The organism is Ensifer sp. ENS09 (genome assembly GCF_014852425.1).
Classification (GTDB): domain Bacteria; phylum Pseudomonadota; class Alphaproteobacteria; order Rhizobiales; family Rhizobiaceae; genus Ensifer.
Genome location: NZ_JACVBP010000001.1, coordinates 1,062,523 through 1,081,392, shown reverse-complemented (window position 1 = coordinate 1,081,392; position 18,870 = coordinate 1,062,523). Strand labels below are relative to the sequence as shown.

18 protein-coding genes are annotated in these 18,870 nt (G+C 64.1%); 9 read left to right on the top strand and 9 right to left on the bottom strand.

Annotated features, from left to right (window positions below):
* The first annotated feature begins 1 nt into the window (after nt 1).
* The 3 genes from panB (at nt 2) to IB267_RS05455 (ending at nt 2,065) form a co-directional block, all read left to right on the top strand.
* A complete protein-coding gene (gene panB / locus IB267_RS05465; protein WP_192446728.1) occupies nt 2–823 on the top strand; it encodes a 3-methyl-2-oxobutanoate hydroxymethyltransferase in 822 nt (273 codons plus the stop codon).
* A gap of 211 nt (nt 824–1,034) precedes the next feature.
* Nucleotides 1,035–1,748, top strand: coding sequence for an AzlC family ABC transporter permease (locus IB267_RS05460; protein WP_192446727.1), 714 nt, complete (start codon nt 1,035–1,037; stop codon nt 1,746–1,748).
* A gap of 2 nt (nt 1,749–1,750) precedes the next feature.
* Nucleotides 1,751–2,065: an AzlD family protein gene (locus IB267_RS05455; RefSeq protein WP_043615991.1), complete on the top strand. Its 315-nt coding sequence runs from the start codon at nt 1,751–1,753 to the stop codon at nt 2,063–2,065.
* Between the two features lie 84 nt (nt 2,066–2,149).
* Here the strand turns inward: IB267_RS05455 and IB267_RS05450 are convergent, their stop codons facing one another.
* From IB267_RS05450 to IB267_RS05435, 4 genes are all read right to left on the bottom strand, one after another.
* Nucleotides 2,150–3,985, bottom strand: coding sequence for an aminopeptidase P family protein (locus IB267_RS05450; protein WP_192446726.1), 1,836 nt, complete (start codon nt 3,983–3,985; stop codon nt 2,150–2,152).
* A 773-nt stretch (nt 3,986–4,758) separates the two neighbouring features.
* Entirely contained in the window at nt 4,759–5,634 is an 876-nt protein-coding gene (locus IB267_RS05445) for a 50S ribosomal protein L11 methyltransferase (RefSeq protein ID WP_192446725.1), read from the bottom strand.
* 160 nt (nt 5,635–5,794) lie between these two features.
* Nucleotides 5,795–6,394, bottom strand: a complete 600-nt coding sequence (locus IB267_RS05440) for an SCO family protein (protein ID WP_192446724.1) — start codon at nt 6,392–6,394, stop codon at nt 5,795–5,797.
* Nucleotides 6,395–6,659: 265 nt separating this feature from the next.
* Nucleotides 6,660–6,818 (bottom strand): hypothetical protein, encoded by a 159-nt coding sequence (locus IB267_RS05435; RefSeq protein ID WP_192446723.1) that lies wholly within the window; start codon nt 6,816–6,818, stop codon nt 6,660–6,662.
* 370 nt (nt 6,819–7,188) lie between these two features.
* Here IB267_RS05435 and IB267_RS05430 point away from each other — a divergent pair, with 370 nt between their 5' ends.
* From IB267_RS05430 to IB267_RS05420, 3 genes are all read left to right on the top strand, one after another.
* The gene (locus IB267_RS05430; protein ID WP_192446722.1) at nt 7,189–9,282 is read left to right on the top strand and encodes a methyl-accepting chemotaxis protein; all 2,094 of its coding nucleotides are present in this window, start codon (nt 7,189–7,191) and stop codon (nt 9,280–9,282) included.
* 2 nt (nt 9,283–9,284) lie between these two features.
* A complete protein-coding gene (locus IB267_RS05425) occupies nt 9,285–9,749 on the top strand; it encodes a chemotaxis protein CheW (RefSeq protein WP_034792537.1) in 465 nt (154 codons plus the stop codon).
* A gap of 258 nt (nt 9,750–10,007) precedes the next feature.
* Nucleotides 10,008–10,310, top strand: a complete 303-nt coding sequence (locus IB267_RS05420) for a hypothetical protein (RefSeq protein ID WP_192446721.1) — start codon at nt 10,008–10,010, stop codon at nt 10,308–10,310.
* A 241-nt stretch (nt 10,311–10,551) separates the two neighbouring features.
* Here IB267_RS05420 and IB267_RS05415 read toward each other — a convergent pair whose 3' ends face one another.
* Complete coding sequence (locus tag IB267_RS05415; protein ID WP_192446720.1) at nt 10,552–11,046, bottom strand: CreA family protein; 495 nt, start codon at nt 11,044–11,046, stop codon at nt 10,552–10,554.
* Nucleotides 11,047–11,199: 153 nt separating this feature from the next.
* Nucleotides 11,200–12,444 (bottom strand): diguanylate cyclase, encoded by a 1,245-nt coding sequence (locus IB267_RS05410; RefSeq protein ID WP_192446719.1) that lies wholly within the window; start codon nt 12,442–12,444, stop codon nt 11,200–11,202.
* A gap of 327 nt (nt 12,445–12,771) precedes the next feature.
* Between IB267_RS05410 and IB267_RS05405 the strand changes: the two genes are divergently transcribed.
* From IB267_RS05405 to IB267_RS05395, 3 genes are all read left to right on the top strand, one after another.
* Nucleotides 12,772–13,443: a phosphoribosyltransferase gene (locus IB267_RS05405; RefSeq protein WP_192446718.1), complete on the top strand. Its 672-nt coding sequence runs from the start codon at nt 12,772–12,774 to the stop codon at nt 13,441–13,443.
* 171 nt (nt 13,444–13,614) lie between these two features.
* Nucleotides 13,615–14,250, top strand: coding sequence for a cysteine hydrolase family protein (locus tag IB267_RS05400; RefSeq protein ID WP_192446717.1), 636 nt, complete (start codon nt 13,615–13,617; stop codon nt 14,248–14,250).
* A 48-nt stretch (nt 14,251–14,298) separates the two neighbouring features.
* Entirely contained in the window at nt 14,299–14,760 is a 462-nt protein-coding gene (locus IB267_RS05395; RefSeq protein ID WP_192446716.1) for a GNAT family N-acetyltransferase, read from the top strand.
* A gap of 26 nt (nt 14,761–14,786) precedes the next feature.
* On the opposite strand, the gene IB267_RS05390 is transcribed toward IB267_RS05395, so the two are convergent.
* From IB267_RS05390 to IB267_RS05380, 3 genes are all read right to left on the bottom strand, one after another.
* Nucleotides 14,787–17,252 (bottom strand): ATP-dependent helicase, encoded by a 2,466-nt coding sequence (locus tag IB267_RS05390; protein ID WP_192446715.1) that lies wholly within the window; start codon nt 17,250–17,252, stop codon nt 14,787–14,789.
* Between the two features lie 186 nt (nt 17,253–17,438).
* The gene (locus IB267_RS05385; RefSeq protein WP_192446714.1) at nt 17,439–17,846 is read right to left on the bottom strand and encodes a carboxymuconolactone decarboxylase family protein; all 408 of its coding nucleotides are present in this window, start codon (nt 17,844–17,846) and stop codon (nt 17,439–17,441) included.
* A gap of 122 nt (nt 17,847–17,968) precedes the next feature.
* Nucleotides 17,969–18,541 carry a hypothetical protein gene (locus IB267_RS05380; RefSeq protein ID WP_192446713.1) on the bottom strand — a complete coding sequence of 191 codons (573 nt, stop codon included), beginning with the start codon at nt 18,539–18,541 and terminating at the stop codon, nt 17,969–17,971.
* Between the last annotated feature and the right edge of the window lie 329 nt (nt 18,542–18,870).

The following is an 18,870-nucleotide window of genomic DNA, read 5'->3' as shown; positions in this document are numbered from 1 at the left end:
CATGAGCGTGCAGTCACAGAAGCGTCGTCTCAGCCCCGCCAACATCGAAGCGCTGAAGGGCGAACGCCCGATCGTCAGCCTGACGGCCTATACGACGCCGATCGCCCGGCTGCTCGATCCGCATGTGGATTTCCTGCTGGTCGGCGATTCCGTCGGCATGGTGCTCTATGGGCTCGACACCACCGTCGGCGTCACGCTGGAAATGATGATCGCCCATGGCCAGGCGGTCATGCGCGGGTCGGAGCGGGCCTGCGTCGTCGTCGACATGCCCTTCGGCTCCTACCAGGAATCGAAGGAGCAGGCGTTCCGCAGTGCCGCGCGCATCCTCAAGGAAACCGGCTGCAGCGCGGTGAAGCTCGAGGGCGGGGCGGAGATGGCCGAGACGGTCGAGTTCCTCGTCAGCCGCGGCATTCCGGTGCTTGGCCATGTCGGGCTGATGCCGCAACTCGTCAACACGACAGGCGGCTATCGCTCGGTCGGCCGCAACGACAAGGAAGTGGCAAAGATCCGCCGCGACGCCAAGGCGATCGACGATGCCGGCGCGTTTGGCATCGTGATCGAGGGGACGGTCGAGCCGGTCGCCCGCGAGATTACCGCCGAGCTGCGCTCGCCGACGATCGGTATCGGCGCATCGCCGGCCTGCGATGGCCAGATCCTCGTTTCCGACGACATGCTCGGCCTTTTCAACGACTTCAAGCCGCGCTTCGTCAAGCATTTCGCCGAACTGGCACCGGCCATCTCCAAGGCGGCCGAGGCATATGCAAACGAGGTGAAGGCGCGCACCTTCCCCGGTATCGAGCATACGTTCCAGGTCAAGAAGTAGGCGGCAGCTGGCCCGCGCGGGCCGCATGTTCCAAGCGACAAAGCGTACCGGTTTCTTGATCGGTGCGCCTTTTGTTCAAGCCTCGTTCGCCGAGGCATCATAAAATTCAATCATTGTATCAGCGCATTTGAATTGTTGCCGGGGGCGCAAGCGCCTATCAGTCCGGCACCGGCCGCGCGGCGCGTCATCGCCTCGGCCGGCGGAGGTTTCCATGAAAAAAGATGAATTCTGGGAAGGGGTCCGCGGCGGCTTTCCCATCATGCTGGCAGCATCGCCCTTTGGCGCGCTGTTCGGGGCGCTTGCGGTCGATAACGGTTTTACCATTGCCGATGCGGTTTTCATGAGCGCGACCGTCTATGCCGGCGCCAGCCAGATGGTCGGCATCGAGCTCTTCGGCAACCATGTCCAGCCCTGGCTGGTGGTGCTCTCGGTCTTTGCCGTCAACTTCCGCCACGTGCTCTATTCGGCCTCGATCGCCAAATATGTCCGGCACTTCACCTTCGGGCAGAAGTTCCTCGCCTTCTTCCTGCTGGTCGATCCGCAATATGCCGAGACCGAGAAGCGCGGTGAGCGCGGCTTGCCGATCACCTTTGCCTGGTATCTCGGCTTCGGGCTGATCATCTACGTTCCCTGGATCATCAACACGCTGGTCGGCGCGATCTTCGGGCAGATGATCGGCGATCCCAAGGGAATCGGCCTCGATGTGCTCTTGCCGGTCTATTTCATGGGCCTTGTCATGGGCTTCCGCAAGCGGGACCGGTTCCTGCCGATCGTCATCGTCTCGGGGCTGGCTTCCGTCGCCGGCATGCATTTCGTCGGCTCGCCCTGGCATGTCAGCATCGGTGCGCTCGCCGGCATCTTGCTCGCCGCCATCCTGCCGCCAAGCGGGCAGGCTGCAGCGCCGGCTGTCGAGAAGGAGGCATGATGATGGATCCGCAGCACCTCAACCTCATCTATCTGATCGTCGCCGCGGCCGTTGCGACCTTCCTGACGCGTGTCGGCGGCTACATCCTGATCACCCAGATGAAGCAGATCCCGCCGCGGCTGGAGGCGGCGCTGAACGCCGTTCCGGCAGCCGTTCTCACCACGCTCGTGGCGCCGGCCTTCGTCTATGGTGGGCTCGACGTCACGATCGCCATGTTCATCGCCTTTGCCATCGCGCTCGGGCTGAACCTCTCGACGCTGCGCATGCTTGTCATCGGCTGGGTCGTAGTGATGGTGATCCGCCACCTGGTGATGTAGGGCCAATCGACGTCCGATACCGGAAATGAAAAACGCCGCGCTCAAGGAGCGCGGCGTTTTTTATTGTGTCGGTCGGCGACTGACTCAGCGTGAGAGCGCTTCCGTCGCGGCCTTCAACCAGGCGCGGGTCTCGTCGCTCGCCAGCAGCGGCATCAGCTTTTCGCGCGTCTCGGCGTGATAGGCGTTGAACCAGGCGAGTTCCTCGTCGGTCAACAGCGCCGGCAGCACCAGGCGGCGGTCGATCGGGCAGTAGGTGATCGTGTCGAAGCCGAGCATCGGCAGGTCGCCACCGTCGACCATCGTTGCCGGCTGCACGACGATGAGGTTTTCGATGCGGATGCCGAAGGCGCCGGGGCGGTAGTAGCCGGGCTCGTTGGATAGGATCATGCCGGGCAGCAGTTCCTGCGTCGAAAGACGGGCGATGCGCTGCGGCCCCTCATGCACCGAGAGATAGGAGCCGACGCCGTGGCCGGTGCCGTGGGCATAGTCGGCGCCCGCCTTCCAGAGCGCGATGCGCGCCAAGGGATCAAGATCGACGCCGCGCGAGCCCTTGGGGAAACGCGCCGTGCTGATCGCGATCATGCCCTTCAGTACCAGGGTGAAGAAGCGCTTCTGCTCTTCCGGCACCGCGCCGATGGCGACCGTGCGGGTGATGTCGGTGGTGCCGTTGATGTATTGCGCGCCGGAATCGATCAGGAACATGGTGCCCGCCTCGATCGCCTGGTCGGTGGCGGTGTTGACGCGGTAATGCATGATCGCTGCATGCGCGCCGGCGCCGGAGATCGTGTCGAAGGAGATGTCCTTCAGCGGGTTCTGCATGCGCTCGCCGACGGTGGTGCGCGCCGCTTCCAGCTGGTTGGTAGCAGCGATCTCGGTCACCGTGCCCGGCTGCTGGCCGTCGAGCCAGGCGAGGAACTCGACCATGGCGGCGCCATCCTGCAGATGGGCGCGGGTCGAGCCTTCGATTTCGGCCGTGTTCTTCTGGGCGCGGGGCAGGCGGGCGGGGTCGACCGCCTCGACGATCTTGCCGCCCTTGGCGCGGATCAGCTCGGAAATGGCGAAGGAGGCGAGGTCCGGATCGATCATGACGGACGCGCCGGCAGTGCCGAGCGCGGCCAAGCGATCGTCGAAGGTCGACGGTGCGACGATATCGGCGATCTGAGTGAGATAGGCTTCCTGCTCGACGCCGGTCTTGCGCTTGTCGAGGAAAAGCTCGGCGCGACCGTCGGCGTGGATGATGGCGCGAGCCAGCGGATGCGGCGTGTGTGGGACGTCGGACCCGCGGATGTTGAAGGTCCAGGCGACGGAGGAGGGGTCGGTCAGCACGACGGCTTCGGCGCCCGCCTTGGAAAGGCCGGCTGCGATCGTCGCAATCTTGTCCTTGGCGAGCGTGCCCGCATGCTCGATCGGCTGGATCGTCACCTTGCCGAGCGGGGCAGCCGGACGGTTCGTCCAGATCCTGTCGAGCGGGTTGTGATCGAGGAAGACGAGCGAACCGCCGAGGGTGGCGAGCGCCTTTTCCAGCCGCCGGACTTCCGCACCGGTGTGTACCCAGGGATCGATGCCGAGCTTGAAGCCCTTGGTTCCATGGTTTTCCAGCCAGAGATGCGGCGGCTCACCGATGAGGTCGCCACCGGTAAAGACCGCGCCATCGACCTGTTCCTTCAATTGGGTGACGTAGCGTCCATCGACGAAGACGACGGCTTCACGTTTCGTGATGAGGGCGACGCCGGCCGAACCGGTGAAGCCGGTCAGCCAGGACAGGCGCTCGGACGAGGCCGGCACGTACTCGCCCTGGAACTCGTCGGCGCGCGGCACGAGAAAGCCGTCGATGCCGAGGGCCGCGAAGGACGCGCGCACGGCTTCGGTGCGCTCCTTGCCGAACTGAGGCGTGGAGGTGACTTCAAAAGACTGAAACATGAGGGAATTCCGGTAGATTGAGCGGCAAACCGCGGGAAAAGATGGGCCATGTTAGCGGAAACGGCCCTTTGGAGGAAAGAGGCGATATCCTGCGATGGCGGCCTGGTCCGCGGTTGGTGCAAAGCTGCAGTTGTGCTGCGATAGGAGAGCAATTGCCCATTTACCATACATATGCGCTCAGCGCATGGCACCCATGCTCAGAAAACCCTTTCTCTATCGGAATAATAGTTTATAAGCCGCCTCAACGAACACGGACGAACATCCGGTGGTTCAAAAAGCTGCGGTTCCGAGAATAGTTGGTCACTCTGTTCTCCTCCTCCCTCAAGGGTGGTCAGCTTCGGAACAGTAGGCGTCCGCTCGAGCACTCCTCCTCCTCAGGCTCGCGGACATGGTTGGCCACAAGCCAACCAGTAGGCGATGCCTCTGGCATCGCCTTAGTTTCGAAAGGCCGCCCGTCATGAAGGACGAGGCGGCCTTTTCGTTTTTCCTGACCTCTTGGCAGCTGTGGTCCTGCACCATGCTGGAGCGAGCGAGCCCTTCACCCTCTCCTCGCAGGCGGGGCGAGGGGACTTGCGCGGCCTCTCGGGGGCAGGGAGCCCGGGTTGGCAGTGGTTTGGCAATTTGGCGTCGAAATCGGTGGGTAAGGCCGTGCCGCATCGTCCCTTCGTTCCGCTTGCGGGGAGAAGGTGGCGGCAGCCGGATGCGGGGCTTCTACTTCAACAATGAATGTGAGGGGTGGCTCGGTCGCGTTTGGCGACCGTCGCGCGAAACCCTCACTTCTCCAGGTGAATCGTCACCCAGCCGTTGCGCCAGATGGTGCGGACATGGCGCATGTTCTGGCCGTTGTAGTGGGCGAGCACCTTCCAGCGCTGCTCGGCGAGGATGCCTGACAGGATTACTGTGCCGCCGGGGGCGAGGTTGGCGACGAGCTGCGGCGCCATCTTCATCAGCGGGCGCGCGAGGATATTGGCGATGATCAGGTCGAACGGGCCGTTGGCGCTGAAGGCGGTCGAGTGGAAGCCGGGGGCCGTCGCAAAGGTCATGCCGGTGACGACGCCGTTGACGCGGGCGTTTTCTTCGGCGACGCGGGTGGCGATCGGGTCGATGTCGGTGGCGAGCACCGGCACGCGCATCAGCTTCCAGGCGGCAATCGCCAGCACGCCGCTGCCGGTGCCAAGATCGAGCACGTTCTTCACGGTGCGGGTGCGCGCGACGGTGGCCAGCACTTCGAGGCAGCCGGCAGTCGTTCCGTGGTGGCCGGTGCCGAAGGCCTGGCCGGCGTCGATCTCGATGGCGATCTCGCCGGTCTTGACCTTGTCGCGGTCATGCGACCCATGCACGACGAAGCGGCCGGCGCGCACCGGCGCCAGGCCTTCGAGCGACTTGGCGATCCAGTCGATATCCGGCAGCACTTCGCGCTCGATCGGCAGATGGGCGAAGTTTTCGGAGAGGGCCTCGGTGAGACGCTCGTTCACGCTCTCCTCGTCGACCATCATCATGTAGATCGAGGCTTCCCAGATGTCGCGCTTCTCGTCGACTTCCGTCGTGCCGATGGCATAGTCCTCTTCGCCGAAGACCTCGCTCATGCGGTCGAGCACGGCTTCCGCCTGCTTCTCGGTGGTGGTGACGAAAAGTCTGATCTCGCTCAAGGGTCCGTCCTTCGGCTGGCAAATCCGCCGCCCGCACCAGGCCGTGAAGGGGTGCGCTCGAGCGTCGGCAATCGTGTGCTGTGCGCTATCACGATTGCCCTGCAAAGGCAAAGCGCCGGACGGGGCCGGCGCTTGCATCTTCAGGTCAGGATCGAAGGGCTCAGCCCTTGGTCAGGTTTTCCAGCTTCTTGACCGCCGTTTCCGGGTTCTCCTCGTAGGCGATAGTGCCGGAGAACTTGCCGTTGGCGTCGAGCAGGAACACCGATGCGGTGTGGTCCATCGTGTAGTCGCCATCGGGCTTGGCGGCGTCGACCGGAACCTTCTTGGCATAGACGCGGAAGCCCTTGACCATTTCCATGACCTTGTCGGCCGGGCCGGAAATGCCGGTGATACGCTTGGAGACGTTGGAAACGTACTGGCCGAGGATCTCAGGCGTGTCGCGCTCGGGATCGACGGTGATGAAAAAGGCCTGCAGCTTGGTGCCGTCAGGATCGACCTTTTCCAGCCAACCGTTCAGTTCGAACAGCGTCGTCGGGCAAACCTCGGGGCAATGGGTGAAGCCGAAGAAGAGCGCCGTCGGCTTGCCGGTGAAGGCCTTCTCGGTGATTTCCTTGCCGTCCTGGGCGACCAGCGTGAAGGGAACGCCGAAGGGGCCGGACGCCGCCTGTTGCTTCGACTGGGTCATTTCATAGGTCAGCCAGCCCAGGATACCCGCCATAACGACGACGGCGGCCCAAAGGACGATGCGGATGGTTTTCATGCGTGCTACCGATGTGTTGGGGCCGAAGACGGCCGTGTCCGGTTGATCGGCCCTTGATACCGCCTTCACGGACCCCGCGCAAATGGGACAATTGCCGCAGGTTGTGGCGGTGCATTGCGGTCGGGAACTGCCCCTCAGCCCGCGTCGCGACCTTCTCTCCATCATGACGGGGAGACGGGGCCGTGTGGCAATCTCCCGAGTCAACACTGTCCGGGAGAACTTAAATGTCAGGGGCGGCGTCCGGTCTCGGCGACGCTAGTCTATGCTAGAGGCACCAGGAAAGGCCGGACTGGGCAAGCGCCAGGAACATCTCGGCGCCGTTTTCCATCCAGCCGCGGAAGGCAAGCAGCAGCACGACAGCGATCGCGGTCGCAAGGGTTGCGGCGAGGGGAAGGCGGATCGAGCGCGCGGTCTTCGTGTTCATGGCGTCATCATAGCAGTTCGGGCGGCAAGGGGAAGCGGGCGTGCTTGCCGACGGACCGTGGTTGTGCATGGGCCCGACCAGACCGGGGTGAAAAGCGGCGGCCGGCGCGCCGATGGATTGTGCCCTTAAATGCCGGGAAAACCGGCGCTTGCAGCAAATATGCGCGAATCCGAAAATAAGGCGTTTTCCCTGGGGATCTATGGGGCGCCTTAGCGAATGTTTAAGGTCTGTTTGACAGTGTTTTTCCAGCGCGGGGGGAGCGTTCTGCTCCGACATGACATGAGGTCATCCGGTTTGATCGAGCCCGGTTTTCCGCATCGATCCTAACGGAGGATCCGGCCCGCGCCGGGTCCGTGAGCATGGACTGTCTATGACTGCCGCATCTTCCTCATTGAAGCGCAATCTTTCCGTAAGCCAACGGCTGGCAACGCTTGCCGGTGCCGCTTTCGTCGGTTTCGGCTCCGTGCTCGGCGTCGGCTGGTACGAGGGCCGCCAGGCCAACGATGCCCTGCAAGGCGCGCTCGCCGCGCAGAACGGGCTGACCACGGTCGACGAGGTCCGGCTTGCGACCACCAATCTCGTGCTCAATGCGATGGACAGCATCATCGACCGCGAGGAGGGCGCGATCCAGCCGGCGCGCGCCGCCAGCATCGCCGAGATCCTGAAGCTGCTCGAGACGAAATCGACCGACATCAAGGCGCTGGCCGCCCTGCTCGGCCGCGGCGATGCGCTTTCGACCTTTGACGCCGACGTCGCCGAACTGCGTCAGGCGATCGGCACGGACCTGAAGGCGCTGATCGAGGGCAAGGCTTCGGCCGACGACTTCGGCAAGATCGACGATGCGATCGACGGCGCCGGCGAACGGATCGCTCAAGCGCTCGCCAATCTCTCCGAGGCGGCAGCCACGCTGGTTCAGACGCGTGTCGCCGAGGCGCGCGCCACCTCCGACCAGGCGTTCCAGCTTCAGCTCGCCTCCGGCCTCCTTGCCATGGCGACGCTGCTTTATCTGCTCTGGTTCCATGGCAGCACGCTCAGGCAGGGCATTCTGTCCTTGCGCGACGGCATGCAGCGGATCCAGAAAGGCGAACTTTCGACCAAGCTGGAAGCACTCGACCGTGGTGACGAAATCGGCGCAATGGCGCGCTCCGTCGACCTCTTCCGCCTGTCGGCGATCGAGAAGCAATCGCTCGAACAGAGTGCCGCACACAGCCGGCGCGAAATCGAGAAGGAGCGCGAACAGCAGCAGCACGAGCGCGAGGAGGCGGTACGCCGCATCCAGGCGGCGATCGACACTCTCGGCCGCGCGCTGACGCAGCTGGCCGACGGCGATCTGGCGGTTGCCATCGACCGGCCGTTCGACGGAAACCTCGATCAGCTCCGGCAGAACTTCAACCAGACGGTGGAGCGGCTGCGCGTGGTGCTTTCGAGCGTCAAGGACAATGCGCTCTCGATCGAATCCAACGGCCGGCAGATGCGCACCGCCGCCGATGACCTGGCGCGGCGCACCGAGCGACAGGCCGCCTCGCTGGAGCAGACCTCGGCAGCGCTCGACGAAATTACCGTGACCGTGCGCACCGCGACCCAGCGCGCCGAAGAGGCGAGCCAGATGGTTGACCAGACCCGCACCAATGCGGAGGAGTCCGGCCGCATCGTCGGCCAGGCTATCTCGGCGATGGCGCGCATCGAAGGCGCTTCCAACGAGATCGGCAAGATCATCAACGTCATCGACGAAATCGCCTTCCAGACCAACCTCCTGGCGCTGAATGCCGGCGTCGAGGCGGCACGCGCAGGCGAAGCCGGCAAGGGCTTTGCGGTCGTTGCGCAGGAAGTGCGCGAGCTGGCGCAGCGGGCAGCCGGTGCTGCCAAGGACATCAAGGCACTCGTCAGCCGCTCCGGCACCGAGGTCGGCTCAGGCGTCAAGCTGGTGCAGGCGACCGGCGAGGCGCTCGGTCGGATCGGCACCGATGTCGCGCGCATCAACGAATTGATGACCTCGATCGTGATGGCGGCGCGCGAACAGTCGACCGGCCTCAACGAGATCAGCACGGCCGTCGGCCAGCTCGACCAGATGACGCAGCAAAACGCAGCGATGGTCGAGCAGACCAACGCCTCCAGCCACACACTGGCGCAGGACGCGGAGCGACTGACGGACCTCGTCGGCCAGTTCCGCGAGGGGCACACGATGCAGCGCGCCATGCCGGCGCCGGCGCCCGTGACGCCGGCGACGAGGACCGCTGCGCCGGCGCAGACAAAAGCACCTTCGGTTTCAGCCGTTCAGCGGCCGGCAGCCAAGGGCACCAGCGAAGCGGTGCCTCTGCGCAAGATCGGCGCGGCCAAAATGGCCTCGTTTCCAACTCCATCCCCCGCCAAGGCCCTGATGGGCAAGCTTGCGGGCGCATTCGGCAACAAACCGGGCTCGGTGCCGTCGACGACGGCCTCCGGTGAGAACTGGGAAGAATTCTGATCATGAGCAACGCAATCAAGCAGTCCGGTGCCTATCTCGAAATCGTGTCGTTCCACCTCGGCGACCAGGAATTCTGCATCGATATCATGGCGATCCGCGAAATCCGCGGCTGGGCGCCGGTGACCCCGATGCCGCACACGCCGCCCTACGTGCTCGGTCTCATCAACCTGCGCGGCGCGGTGATTCCGGTCATCGACATGGCGGCCCGCCTCGGCATGAAGATGACCGAGCCGTCGGAGCGCTCCGCGATCATCGTTACCGATATCGCCGGCAAGCTTGTCGGTCTGCTCGTCGAGCAGGTCTCTGACATGATGACGATCAAGAGCGAAGCTTTGCAGCCGGCACCGGAGATCATCCCGGAAGCGCAGCGCGCCTTCTGCCGCGGCATTGTCGCGCTCGAAAAGACCATGGTCTGCTTCCTCAACCTCGACACGGTCATCGCCGACGAGCTGGCCCAGGCCGCCTGACGCAAGCTTGTTTGTCGCTTGAGAAAGCCCCGGCGCATCGGCGCCGGGGCTTTCTTGCGTTTCGGCATGATCTCCGGCCAATTTCGCCCGTTCTGGAACGATACGGTCAAGTTAAACTTCGGCAATGAACTTCACGCTTGGGGGATGCCATTGTGACAAAACGTCATGCGGCCGGCGACGATACTTGTACTAACTTATGATTGTTGCTGGTGCCCGAACGGAGGCCGGGTGCCTGTCTCGCAAACAGGAGTTGAACCTATGACAATCTCTCTCAGGAAACTCGCCGCCGTGCTCTCCGTTACGATGGTCATCGCCGGACCGGCTTTGGCCGATAGCTACTATCCGGGCATCGACGTCAACAACCCTCCCGGGACGATGAACACGCACAAGACGATGACGCCGATGAAGCGGCCGACCGCTTCGGTTGACACGATGTCGACGGGCAGCATCAACAGACCTGCAGCACCGACCCCGGTCTATCGCGACCGCAATCCCTATGGCCAATACCAGGGCGGCGATGGCGATTATTACCAGGGCATCGTTCCGCCGACGGCCTACTAGACCATCCCGCTCCAGTGGAAACGCTTGAAGCGGACAGTTGATTTGAAATGAATGTGCCAGGAAGTCCTTGTGCGTTCGCTTGAACGCATGGCACTTCAGGCATGCACGAAAGCGGAACGGGTTGCTCCCAGACTTCTCCCTGTTCCGCACCGAAGAGGTTTCGGAAGCGCCTGCGAAGGGGCAGGCGCTTTCAACCTTGACCGATCGCCTTGCGCGCCGATCCCGGCGGCAGGGGCCGCTCCTATTGCGGCTTGCCGTTCTGCCAATTGACCGTCTGGCCGTAGAGCGGAATGGTGGTGATCGACATCTTCGCCGAGCCATCCGTCAATTCGCGCGAATGCGCCAGATAGATCAGCGTGTCGTTCTTGCGATCGTAGATCCGCGTGACGAGCAGGTTCTTCCAGACGAGCGACAAGCCGGCGCGAAACACTTCTTCGCCCTCCTTGGAAAGATCGATATCGCCGATTTCGATCGGGCCGGTCTGCCGGCAGGCGATCGAATTGTTCGACGGATCCTCGAACCAGTTGCCGTTCTTCAGCCGGTCGATGACGCTGCGGTCGAAATAGGTGACATGGCAGGTCACGCCCTTGATCTTCGGGTCGGTAACCGCATCGATCATGATGTCGTTGCCGAGCCAGTCGACCCCGACTTCGCCCACCGTTTCGGCGCGGGCAGGCAGGGCGGCGGCGGCGATGGCAAGGCCGGCAAAAAAGAGCGCACGAAGCGAACGCGACATGGGTGTCCTCCTGCAGCGCCTGACGTCTCACGCAAGGGCGCCGTATCGATATGAATTCGCGCGTGTTTTCACCGGAGCAGCTCCAAGGACACACGTGCGCGGGCAGCGAGGTTCACATAGGTTCGCCAGTTCGCTTTACAAGGCGCCGTCGGCTCAGGCGGTGCCGCGAAGGAGCTGCGGCTCGAGGTTTCGGGTTTCGGCGGCCCGCATCTGCGCGGCGGCGGCGGCCAGCGCCCGTGCGCTGGCCTCGGGCTGGAAGCGGCCGGCGATGGTGCAGCGGTCGCGACCGTCGGCCTTGGCGTCGTAGAGCGCCATGTCGGCGCGGATCATGATGTCGCTGATCGTATCGCCGGGCTCGGCTTCGGCAAGGCCAATGCTCACCGTCAGCCGGATCGGGCGGTCGAAGCGGCCGATCGGTGTATCGCGCACGGTGCGGCCGATCTCCTCGGCCACCGCAAAGGCGGCGTCTTCCGAGTGATTGGGCAGGACGATGCCAAACTCTTCGCCGCCAATGCGCCCAAGCGTGCCGCGTCCGCCGAGACAGGCAGCGACGGTGCCGGCGAAATGGCCGAGCGCCGTGTCGCCAACTGCGTGGCCGTAGCGGTCGTTGATCTGCTTGAAATAGTCGAGATCGAGCAGCAGGAAGGTGACGGGCCTCTGGCGCGCGAAACCGACGGCCAGGGTGCGTTGTCCAAGGTCGAGCAGGGCGCGGCGCGACAAGGCGCCCGTCAACTCGTCGCGGGCAATGGCGCTCTTGAGGTCAGTGATCACCCGGTTCTGGATCATCAGGATCACGCCGAGGAACAGCACAGGCAGGTAGAAGTACCTGAGCGCGACGCAGGCGAAGTCCCAGCTGGCCGACGCCAGCGGGGTTTCGTCGGTCCCGTGGGCAATCGGCGAGAAGATCGTGACCGCGATCAGGGCGGAACAGCCGACGGCGGCGCAACCGATGACGCACAGGCGCTCGATCGGCCCCGGCGCGGTGCGCCGATGCTGCGAACAGACGGCGATGATCAGCACGAAGGCGGCGGCAATGCCGACGGCCGACAGCGCGTGCAATGTCGCGCTCTGCGGGCCGAAGGCGGCAATCAGCAGCACCACGGCCGAAATCGAGGCGGCAGCGACCAACGGCGTCGATATCGGCCGGAGGACACCGAGCGCCCGGTGAAAGCCCGAGAGCACGAAAAGGCAGGCGCCCACGAGAAAGACGATGCCGATCAGCGACAACGGCCGCAGCGCTGGGATCTCGCACAGCATCAGAAACAGCGTCGCCGCGGCTGCAGTGGCGCAGGCGGCTGCGAAATCCGTGCCTCCCTCGACCATCGAGGCCCGCAGGGAAATCAGCACAGGGAGCATCGCCAAAAGAGCGATGATCGATATGGCAGGGAGAAAGCTCATTTCGAAACGGCCTGTCGTGCTAAAATCAACAAAGGCGGCTTGCGTCTCAGCCAGATATGTGACGCCAATTGGTAGCGATGGCGCCTTAACGAAACCCGGCGAAATCCGTTGCAATTTTAGCGATTGGCCGGGATTGGCGCGGTTGTTCACAGCGGCGCCGGATCAACCGGGAGAGGGCGCGCCGATAGGCGATGAGGCGCGCGCAAGCGGTGGCGCGGGTAGGCCCGGTTGATGCTCTTCAGACGGTGCGATTTGAACCCCGGGCCGGGTATTTCCGTCCCCTTTCAAGCCGATGATGGAGCAGGAAAACAAGGCGGGAGAGGCGACATGTTCACGGCAACGTGGCTCTTCGAGGATAGGGCGGATGCCGGGCGCCAGTTGGCGCACGCGGTCGAAGGCGAGCGCCTTGACGATCCGCTCGTGATGGCGCTGCCGCGCGGTGGCGTGCCGGTCGCCTATGAAATCGCGATCCATATCGCCGCGCCGTTGGAAATCCTGATCGTTCGGAAGATCGGCGCGCCGGGGCATGAAGAATTCGGTCTGGGCGCGCTGGTCGACGGCGAGGAGCCGGAACTGGTGCTCAACCGCCGGGCGATCCGGCTGGTCCGCCCGCCGAAAGGCTATCTGGAGGCCGAGATCGAGCGTCAGCGCGCCGAGATCCTGCGCCGCCGCACCCTCTATTTCGGCGACCGTGCGCCGACGTCGCCCCGGGACCGCGACGTGATCCTCGTCGACGACGGTATCGCCACCGGTGGCACCGTGCGCGCAGCGATCAAGGCGCTGCGGCGGATGGGGGCGGGACGCATCATGCTTGCCGTTCCGGTGGCGCCGAAAAGTGAGCTCACGGAATTGCGCAGCGAGGTCGATCGTGTCGTCTGTCTCGCCACACCCTTTGCCTTCCGTGCTGTCGGGCTCTACTACCGCAATTTCGAGCAGACGGCGGACGAGGAGGTAATTGCGTTGATGGAGAAGGCGCGGCTGCGCAATGAGCGCGATTGATCCCTGTTCCGGTCAAGCTCGGCTCCGGTTGCCGCGACTTTGGCCAGGCATCCGAATAGTTGCGTGAGGCGGCCGAAATCGTCTTGCAAGCCTCCTTCTGCCGCGCCACATTCCCGGCGCGCGATGTTGCCGGGAGAGGGGGCGCCGGAGGAGGCGCCCGGAGGAGATGTCATGGCCGCGAAACTGGAAATCGGAAAGACGCTTGAGGATTTCTGTCGGCCTGATCGGATGGCGCTCATCGTCTATGACATGCAGGTGGGGATTACCAATCAGGTCAAGAACGGCCCGGCGGTGCTGTCCAAGGTGCTGAAGGTGCTGGACGCTGCGCGGGCAGGCGGATTTCCGGTGATCTTTCTTAGGCATCTATCGATGCCGAAGCCTCTGATGGGCGCCTTCCAGCTGCGCCAAGCAATGGCCTGGCAGCGCACGGACAATCCGGAAGCGGTGCATCCCTGGTTCCTGCGCGGTACGCCCGGATTCGAGCTGGTGCCCGAACTTGCGCCGCGCGCGGACGAGGCGATCCTCGACAAGATCACATTCTCGGCCTTCGAGGGCACGCCGCTCGCCATGATCCTGCGCGACCTCGGGCTGACTTCCTTTGCCATCTGCGGGATCGCCACGGAGATCGGCATCGACCCAACCGTGCGCCATGCGACCGATCTCGGCCTCGTGCCGGTCGTCGTGCGCGACGCCTGCGGGGCGGGGCATCACGAGGCCGGCGAGCGCGCGATGGAAAACATCGCCTTCATGGGCGATGCGATCATGACCGACGTTCAGGCAATCACCGCGGCGATGACCAAACGGTAACACCGCTTCAGCTATTCCTTCGATTTCATCCCGTTTCAGGATCTTGCAATGACCGAAAACCTTCACATCCGCCCGATCGCCCCCACCGACTACGAGCAGTGGCTGCCGCTCTGGGACGGCTACAACGCCTTTTACGGCCGCTCCGGCGAAACGGCGCTCGACCCGGCGATCACTGCGATGACCTGGTCGCGCTTCTTCGATGCCTATGAGCCCGTTCACGCGCTTGTGGCCGAAAGCGAAGGGCGGCTGATCGGGCTGACCCACTATCTCTTCCACCGCTCGACGACGATGATCCAGCCGAACTGCTACCTGCAGGACCTATTCACCAACGCGCAGGCGCGCGGCAAGGGTGTCGGCCGGGCGCTGATCGAGGGCGTCTACGAGGCGGCACGGGCCGTCGGCGCGCCGCGCGTCTACTGGATGACGCACGAGACCAACGAGACGGCGATGACGCTCTACGACAAGGTGGCGGAGAAGTCGGGGTTTCTGGTGTATCGCAAGGCGGTTTGAGGGGGCGGGCCGCGCCTACCCAGGTCTCACGCCTTCTCGACAAACCCGTCCAGCACACGCTTCTGGCCGGCGCGGTCGAAGTCGATGGTGAGCTTGTTGCCTTCGATGGCGGCGATGTTGCCGTTGCCGAACTTCATGTGGAAGACGCGGTCGCCGACCGAGAAGCGCGAGGGTTCCGTGGCTGTCGATTTCGCCACCAGCTCGCCGTCGATCGTGCGGCCGCGCGGGCCGCTTTCGCCGTAGCCGATGCGCTCGACCGCGTGGCCGGAGCGGGTGCCCCAGTTGTCGCGGGTGGCGTCGGAACGGTTTTGCTGCGCGCGCTTCCAGCCGGGGGTCGAATAGTTGTTCTGGAAGGGGTCGGCCTTGTCGAAGCGCGACTGGCCGTAGCCGCCGCGACCGTAGCCGCCATAGGACTGCTCGTTTTCGGCAACGTCCACATGGGCAAGCGGCAACTCCTCGAGGAAGCGTGACGGCATGGTCGACTGCCAGAGGCCGTGGATGCGGCGGTTGGAGACGAACCAGATGTGGCAGCGATGCTTGGCGCGGGTGATGCCGACATAGGCAAGGCGGCGTTCTTCCTCGAGGCCCGAGCGGCCGCCTTCGTCAAGCGCGCGCTGGTGCGGAAACAGGCCTTCCTCCCAGCCCGGCAGGAAGACGGTGTCGAACTCCAGGCCCTTGGCCGAGTGCAGCGTCATGATCGAGACGGCGTCGAGGTTCTCGTTCTGCTCGGCATCCATGACCAGCGCCACGTGTTCGAGGAAGCCGCGCAGGCTCTCGAACGCTTCCATCGAGCGGATCAGTTCCTTCAGGTTTTCGAGCCTGCCGGGGGCTTCGGCCGTCTTGTCGTTCTGCCACATCGCCGTATAGCCGCTCTCGTCGAGGATCTGCTCGGCAAGCTCGGTATGCACGGTTGTTTCAAGCAGGCTCTGCCAGCGGCGGAAATCGGTGACGACGTCGAACAGGGCTTTGCGCGCCTTCGGCTTCAGCTCGTCGGTCTCGATGATCTCTGAAGCGGCCGCCAGCATCGGAATGTCGCGGGCGCGGGCATAGTCGTGCAGGGTGCGCACGGTGGTATCGCCAAGGCCACGCTTCGGCGTGTTGACGATGCGCTCGAAGGCGAGATCGTCGGCCGGTTGGCAGACCAGGCGGAAATAGGCCATCGCATCGCGGATTTCGAGGCGTTCGTAGAAGCGCGGGCCGCCGATGACGCGGTAGTTGAGGCCGAGGGTGACGAAGCGGTCTTCGAACTCGCGCATCTGGAATGAGGCGCGCACCAGGATCGCCATGTCGTTGAGCTTGTGGCTCTTGCGCTGCAGCTGCTCGATTTCCTCGCCGACGGCGCGGGCTTCCTCTTCGCTGTCCCAGGCGGCGTGCACCTGCACCTTCTCGTCATCCGGGTCGGTGCGGTCGGTGAAGAGCGTCTTGCCGAGGCGGCCCTCGTTGTGGGCGATCAGATGGCCGGCAGCACCCAGAATATGTTCGGTCGAGCGATAGTTGCGCTCGAGCTTGATCACCTTGGCGCCGGGGAAATCCTTCTCGAAGCGCAGGATGTTGTCCACCTCCGCGCCGCGCCAGCCATAGATCGACTGGTCGTCGTCGCCGACACAGCAGACGTTCTGCGGGACGCCCTTCGGCCGCTGGGCGAGCAGCCGCAGCCACATGTACTGGGCCGTATTGGTGTCCTGGTACTCGTCGACGAGGATGTAGCGGAACTTGTCGTGATAGTCCTTCAGCACGTCCGCATGGTTTCGGAAGATGCGGATCGGGTGCAAGAGAAGATCGCCGAAGTCGCAGGCGTTCAGCGTCAAAAGCCGGTTCTGGTAGGCGGCGTAGAGTTCGCGGCCCTTGCCGTTGGCAAAGGCGCGGGCGTCGCCCTCGGGGATCTGCGCGGGGTCGAGCCCCTTGTTCTTCCAGCCGTCGATCATGCCGGCGAACTGCTTGGCCGGCCAGCGCTTGTCGTCGATGCCTTCGGCCTGGATCAGCTGCTTGATCAACCGCACCACGTCGTCGGTGTCGAGAATGGTGAAATCGGAGCGCAGGCCCACGAGTTCGGCGTGGCGGCGTAGGAGCTTGACGCCGATCGAGTGGAAGGTGCCGAGCCAGGGCATGCCTTCGACCGCATGGCCGACGAGCACGCCGATGCGCTCCTTCATCTCGCGCGCCGCCTTGTTGGTGAAGGTCACCGCGAGCATCTGCGAGGGGAAGGCGCGGCCGGTGGTCAGGATGTGGGCGATGCGCGTCGTCAGCACCCGGGTCTTGCCGGTGCCGGCGCCGGCGAGCACCAGCACGGGTCCGTCCAGCGTCTCGACGGCTTCGGCCTGTTCCGGGTTGAGGCCTTGGAGATAATCCGGGCGCGGCTGGGCGCGATCGCGCGCCGCCATGGCGCGCGCAGCAATGCCGCCAGTTGCCGGAACACCTGCGGGGGCGGGCTGCTGCTTGCGCGGCGCCGGCTCCTCGTCGAAGAAGGGAATGTCGTCGAAACCACTCATCATGCGGCTCAATGTAGTGATTCGGTGGGGAAAGGCCAGAAAGGATGTTCTTCTTTTATTCCGTTTTCTGCGCTGGCCGTACCAAGCCTGTGGAAAGACAGGCGATTTCGAGACCGCTTATTCTTGGGCCTGTTTCGTTTGTGGCATGTCGTCGCCACAAAACCGCTTCACACTTTTGCGCGACATGCTTCACCCAGCCGTTTTGTCGAAAGCGGGATCGACGGGCACCTGCAACGCGGTCGCCAGCTGGTTGGTGCGAGCGGCAAGCGAGATCACCCGGAGCAGGTCCGAGTGCTCGGCATCGCTCATGCCCTTGGATTTTGCCGCCGCCGTATGGGAATGGGCGCAGTAGCCGCAGCCATTGGTGACGGAAACGGCGATGTAGAGCATCTCCTTGACCAGCGGATCGAGCGCCGACGGCGTTGCCATCACCGCCTTCACGTCGCGCCAGGTCTGTTCCAGAAGCTCCGGGTCGAAGGCGAGCCACAGCCACATATTGTTGATGAAATCGGACTTGCGGGTGGCGCGGATGTCGTCGAACACGGCCTTGACGCGTGGATGGGCTTCCGGATTTGGGGGCGGGGTTACGGTGCTCATGGGGCTCCTTCGCTGTTGTTCTCGGCGATTGTGTGCGGGCCGGCCGGTCGCCTGAAGCGGTGACGATAGCCGACGTTGCGGCGATTGCCAGCGTTGCGTTTGAGGAGCCGTCGCCGATGCGTTCAATTGGGGATTTCGGTGCAGGGTTGATTGTTCGAGCCGAAGGGGCCCGATGTAAACAGCACGCCCTTGCTCGAGCCCTGATAGGCGTTGCCGTTCTGCGTGACGATGAAGACCCTGCGGCCGCAAAAGCCCGTCGGCCGCGCGGCGACCACGCGTGTCTGGCCGCTGGCGTTCGTGACGGTCTTGGGGTTGCAGGCCCCATAGGGTGTGTCGGCCATGCGAACGGTTGCTGTCGAAGCACGGCTGAGCGGCGCGGAACTGCCTGATGGAAACGTACCCGAAGCCGTGCCAGCAGCGGCTACGGTCGATTGCGTGATCTGAAAATCTCCGGTGCTGTCGACGTAGCGGCAGCGCTTGATGGCCCAGATCCAGACGGCGATGTCGCGCACGCCGCTCTCGGGATCCTCGGCCGAAGCCGCGATGGTGAGCGGCGCCAGATCGGGAACGCTTCGCCGCCGGTCGCAGCAACGGCTGTCGTTAAAGACCGGGTCGGGGTTGCCGTGGTCGTCCAGGATGCCGGTGATTTCGAGTTTTGTGGTCGGGCCGGTCGTGTCGTCCGCCGGGACAGTCACGGTTTGACAGCCCGCCAAGAATCGGGCCCGCGGAGAGGAGTGCAAATGTCAGGCGATAAGCGCGTGGCACCATGACGACCCCCGCCATCGTCCGTACCGCCGCTCAAGATACGCCCGAAGGCAGGACGCCGCAAACCGGGGCCTTCCTTTGCCGCGCTCGATCAGCCCGCGGCTTCTGCCAACTTCGCCGAACGCTGCGTCAGCAAACTCAGGCACTTGCGTGCCGTCGTCACCCACTTCGAAAAGCATAGCGAAAACAACCTTGCTCTCGTCAAACGTGTTCCAGCCAAAAGCTGGTTGTGCTCCATAGGTCGGTGACCTAGAAGTAG

Bases quoted from the DNA above. Each gene is read 5' to 3' on its own strand.
- IB267_RS05430 (WP_192446722.1), top strand. From the start codon at position 7,189: ATGACTGCCGCATCTTCCTCATTGAAGCGCAATCTTTCCGTAAGCCAA.
- IB267_RS05395 (WP_192446716.1), top strand. From the start codon at position 14,299: ATGACCGAAAACCTTCACATCCGCCCGATCGCCCCCACCGACTACGAG.
- IB267_RS05420 (WP_192446721.1), top strand. From the start codon at position 10,008: ATGACAATCTCTCTCAGGAAACTCGCCGCCGTGCTCTCCGTTACGATG.
- panB (WP_192446728.1), top strand. From the start codon at position 2: ATGAGCGTGCAGTCACAGAAGCGTCGTCTCAGCCCCGCCAACATCGAA.
- IB267_RS05415 (WP_192446720.1), bottom strand. From the start codon at position 11,046: ATGTCGCGTTCGCTTCGTGCGCTCTTTTTTGCCGGCCTTGCCATCGCC.
- IB267_RS05460 (WP_192446727.1), top strand. From the start codon at position 1,035: ATGAAAAAAGATGAATTCTGGGAAGGGGTCCGCGGCGGCTTTCCCATC.
- IB267_RS05450 (WP_192446726.1), bottom strand. From the start codon at position 3,985: ATGTTTCAGTCTTTTGAAGTCACCTCCACGCCTCAGTTCGGCAAGGAG.
- IB267_RS05390 (WP_192446715.1), bottom strand. From the start codon at position 17,252: ATGATGAGTGGTTTCGACGACATTCCCTTCTTCGACGAGGAGCCGGCG.
- IB267_RS05385 (WP_192446714.1), bottom strand. From the start codon at position 17,846: ATGAGCACCGTAACCCCGCCCCCAAATCCGGAAGCCCATCCACGCGTC.
- IB267_RS05435 (WP_192446723.1), bottom strand. From the start codon at position 6,818: ATGAACACGAAGACCGCGCGCTCGATCCGCCTTCCCCTCGCCGCAACC.
- IB267_RS05425 (WP_034792537.1), top strand. From the start codon at position 9,285: ATGAGCAACGCAATCAAGCAGTCCGGTGCCTATCTCGAAATCGTGTCG.
- IB267_RS05455 (WP_043615991.1), top strand. From the start codon at position 1,751: ATGGATCCGCAGCACCTCAACCTCATCTATCTGATCGTCGCCGCGGCC.
- IB267_RS05405 (WP_192446718.1), top strand. From the start codon at position 12,772: ATGTTCACGGCAACGTGGCTCTTCGAGGATAGGGCGGATGCCGGGCGC.
- IB267_RS05410 (WP_192446719.1), bottom strand. From the start codon at position 12,444: ATGAGCTTTCTCCCTGCCATATCGATCATCGCTCTTTTGGCGATGCTC.
- IB267_RS05440 (WP_192446724.1), bottom strand. From the start codon at position 6,394: ATGAAAACCATCCGCATCGTCCTTTGGGCCGCCGTCGTCGTTATGGCG.
- IB267_RS05400 (WP_192446717.1), top strand. From the start codon at position 13,615: ATGGCCGCGAAACTGGAAATCGGAAAGACGCTTGAGGATTTCTGTCGG.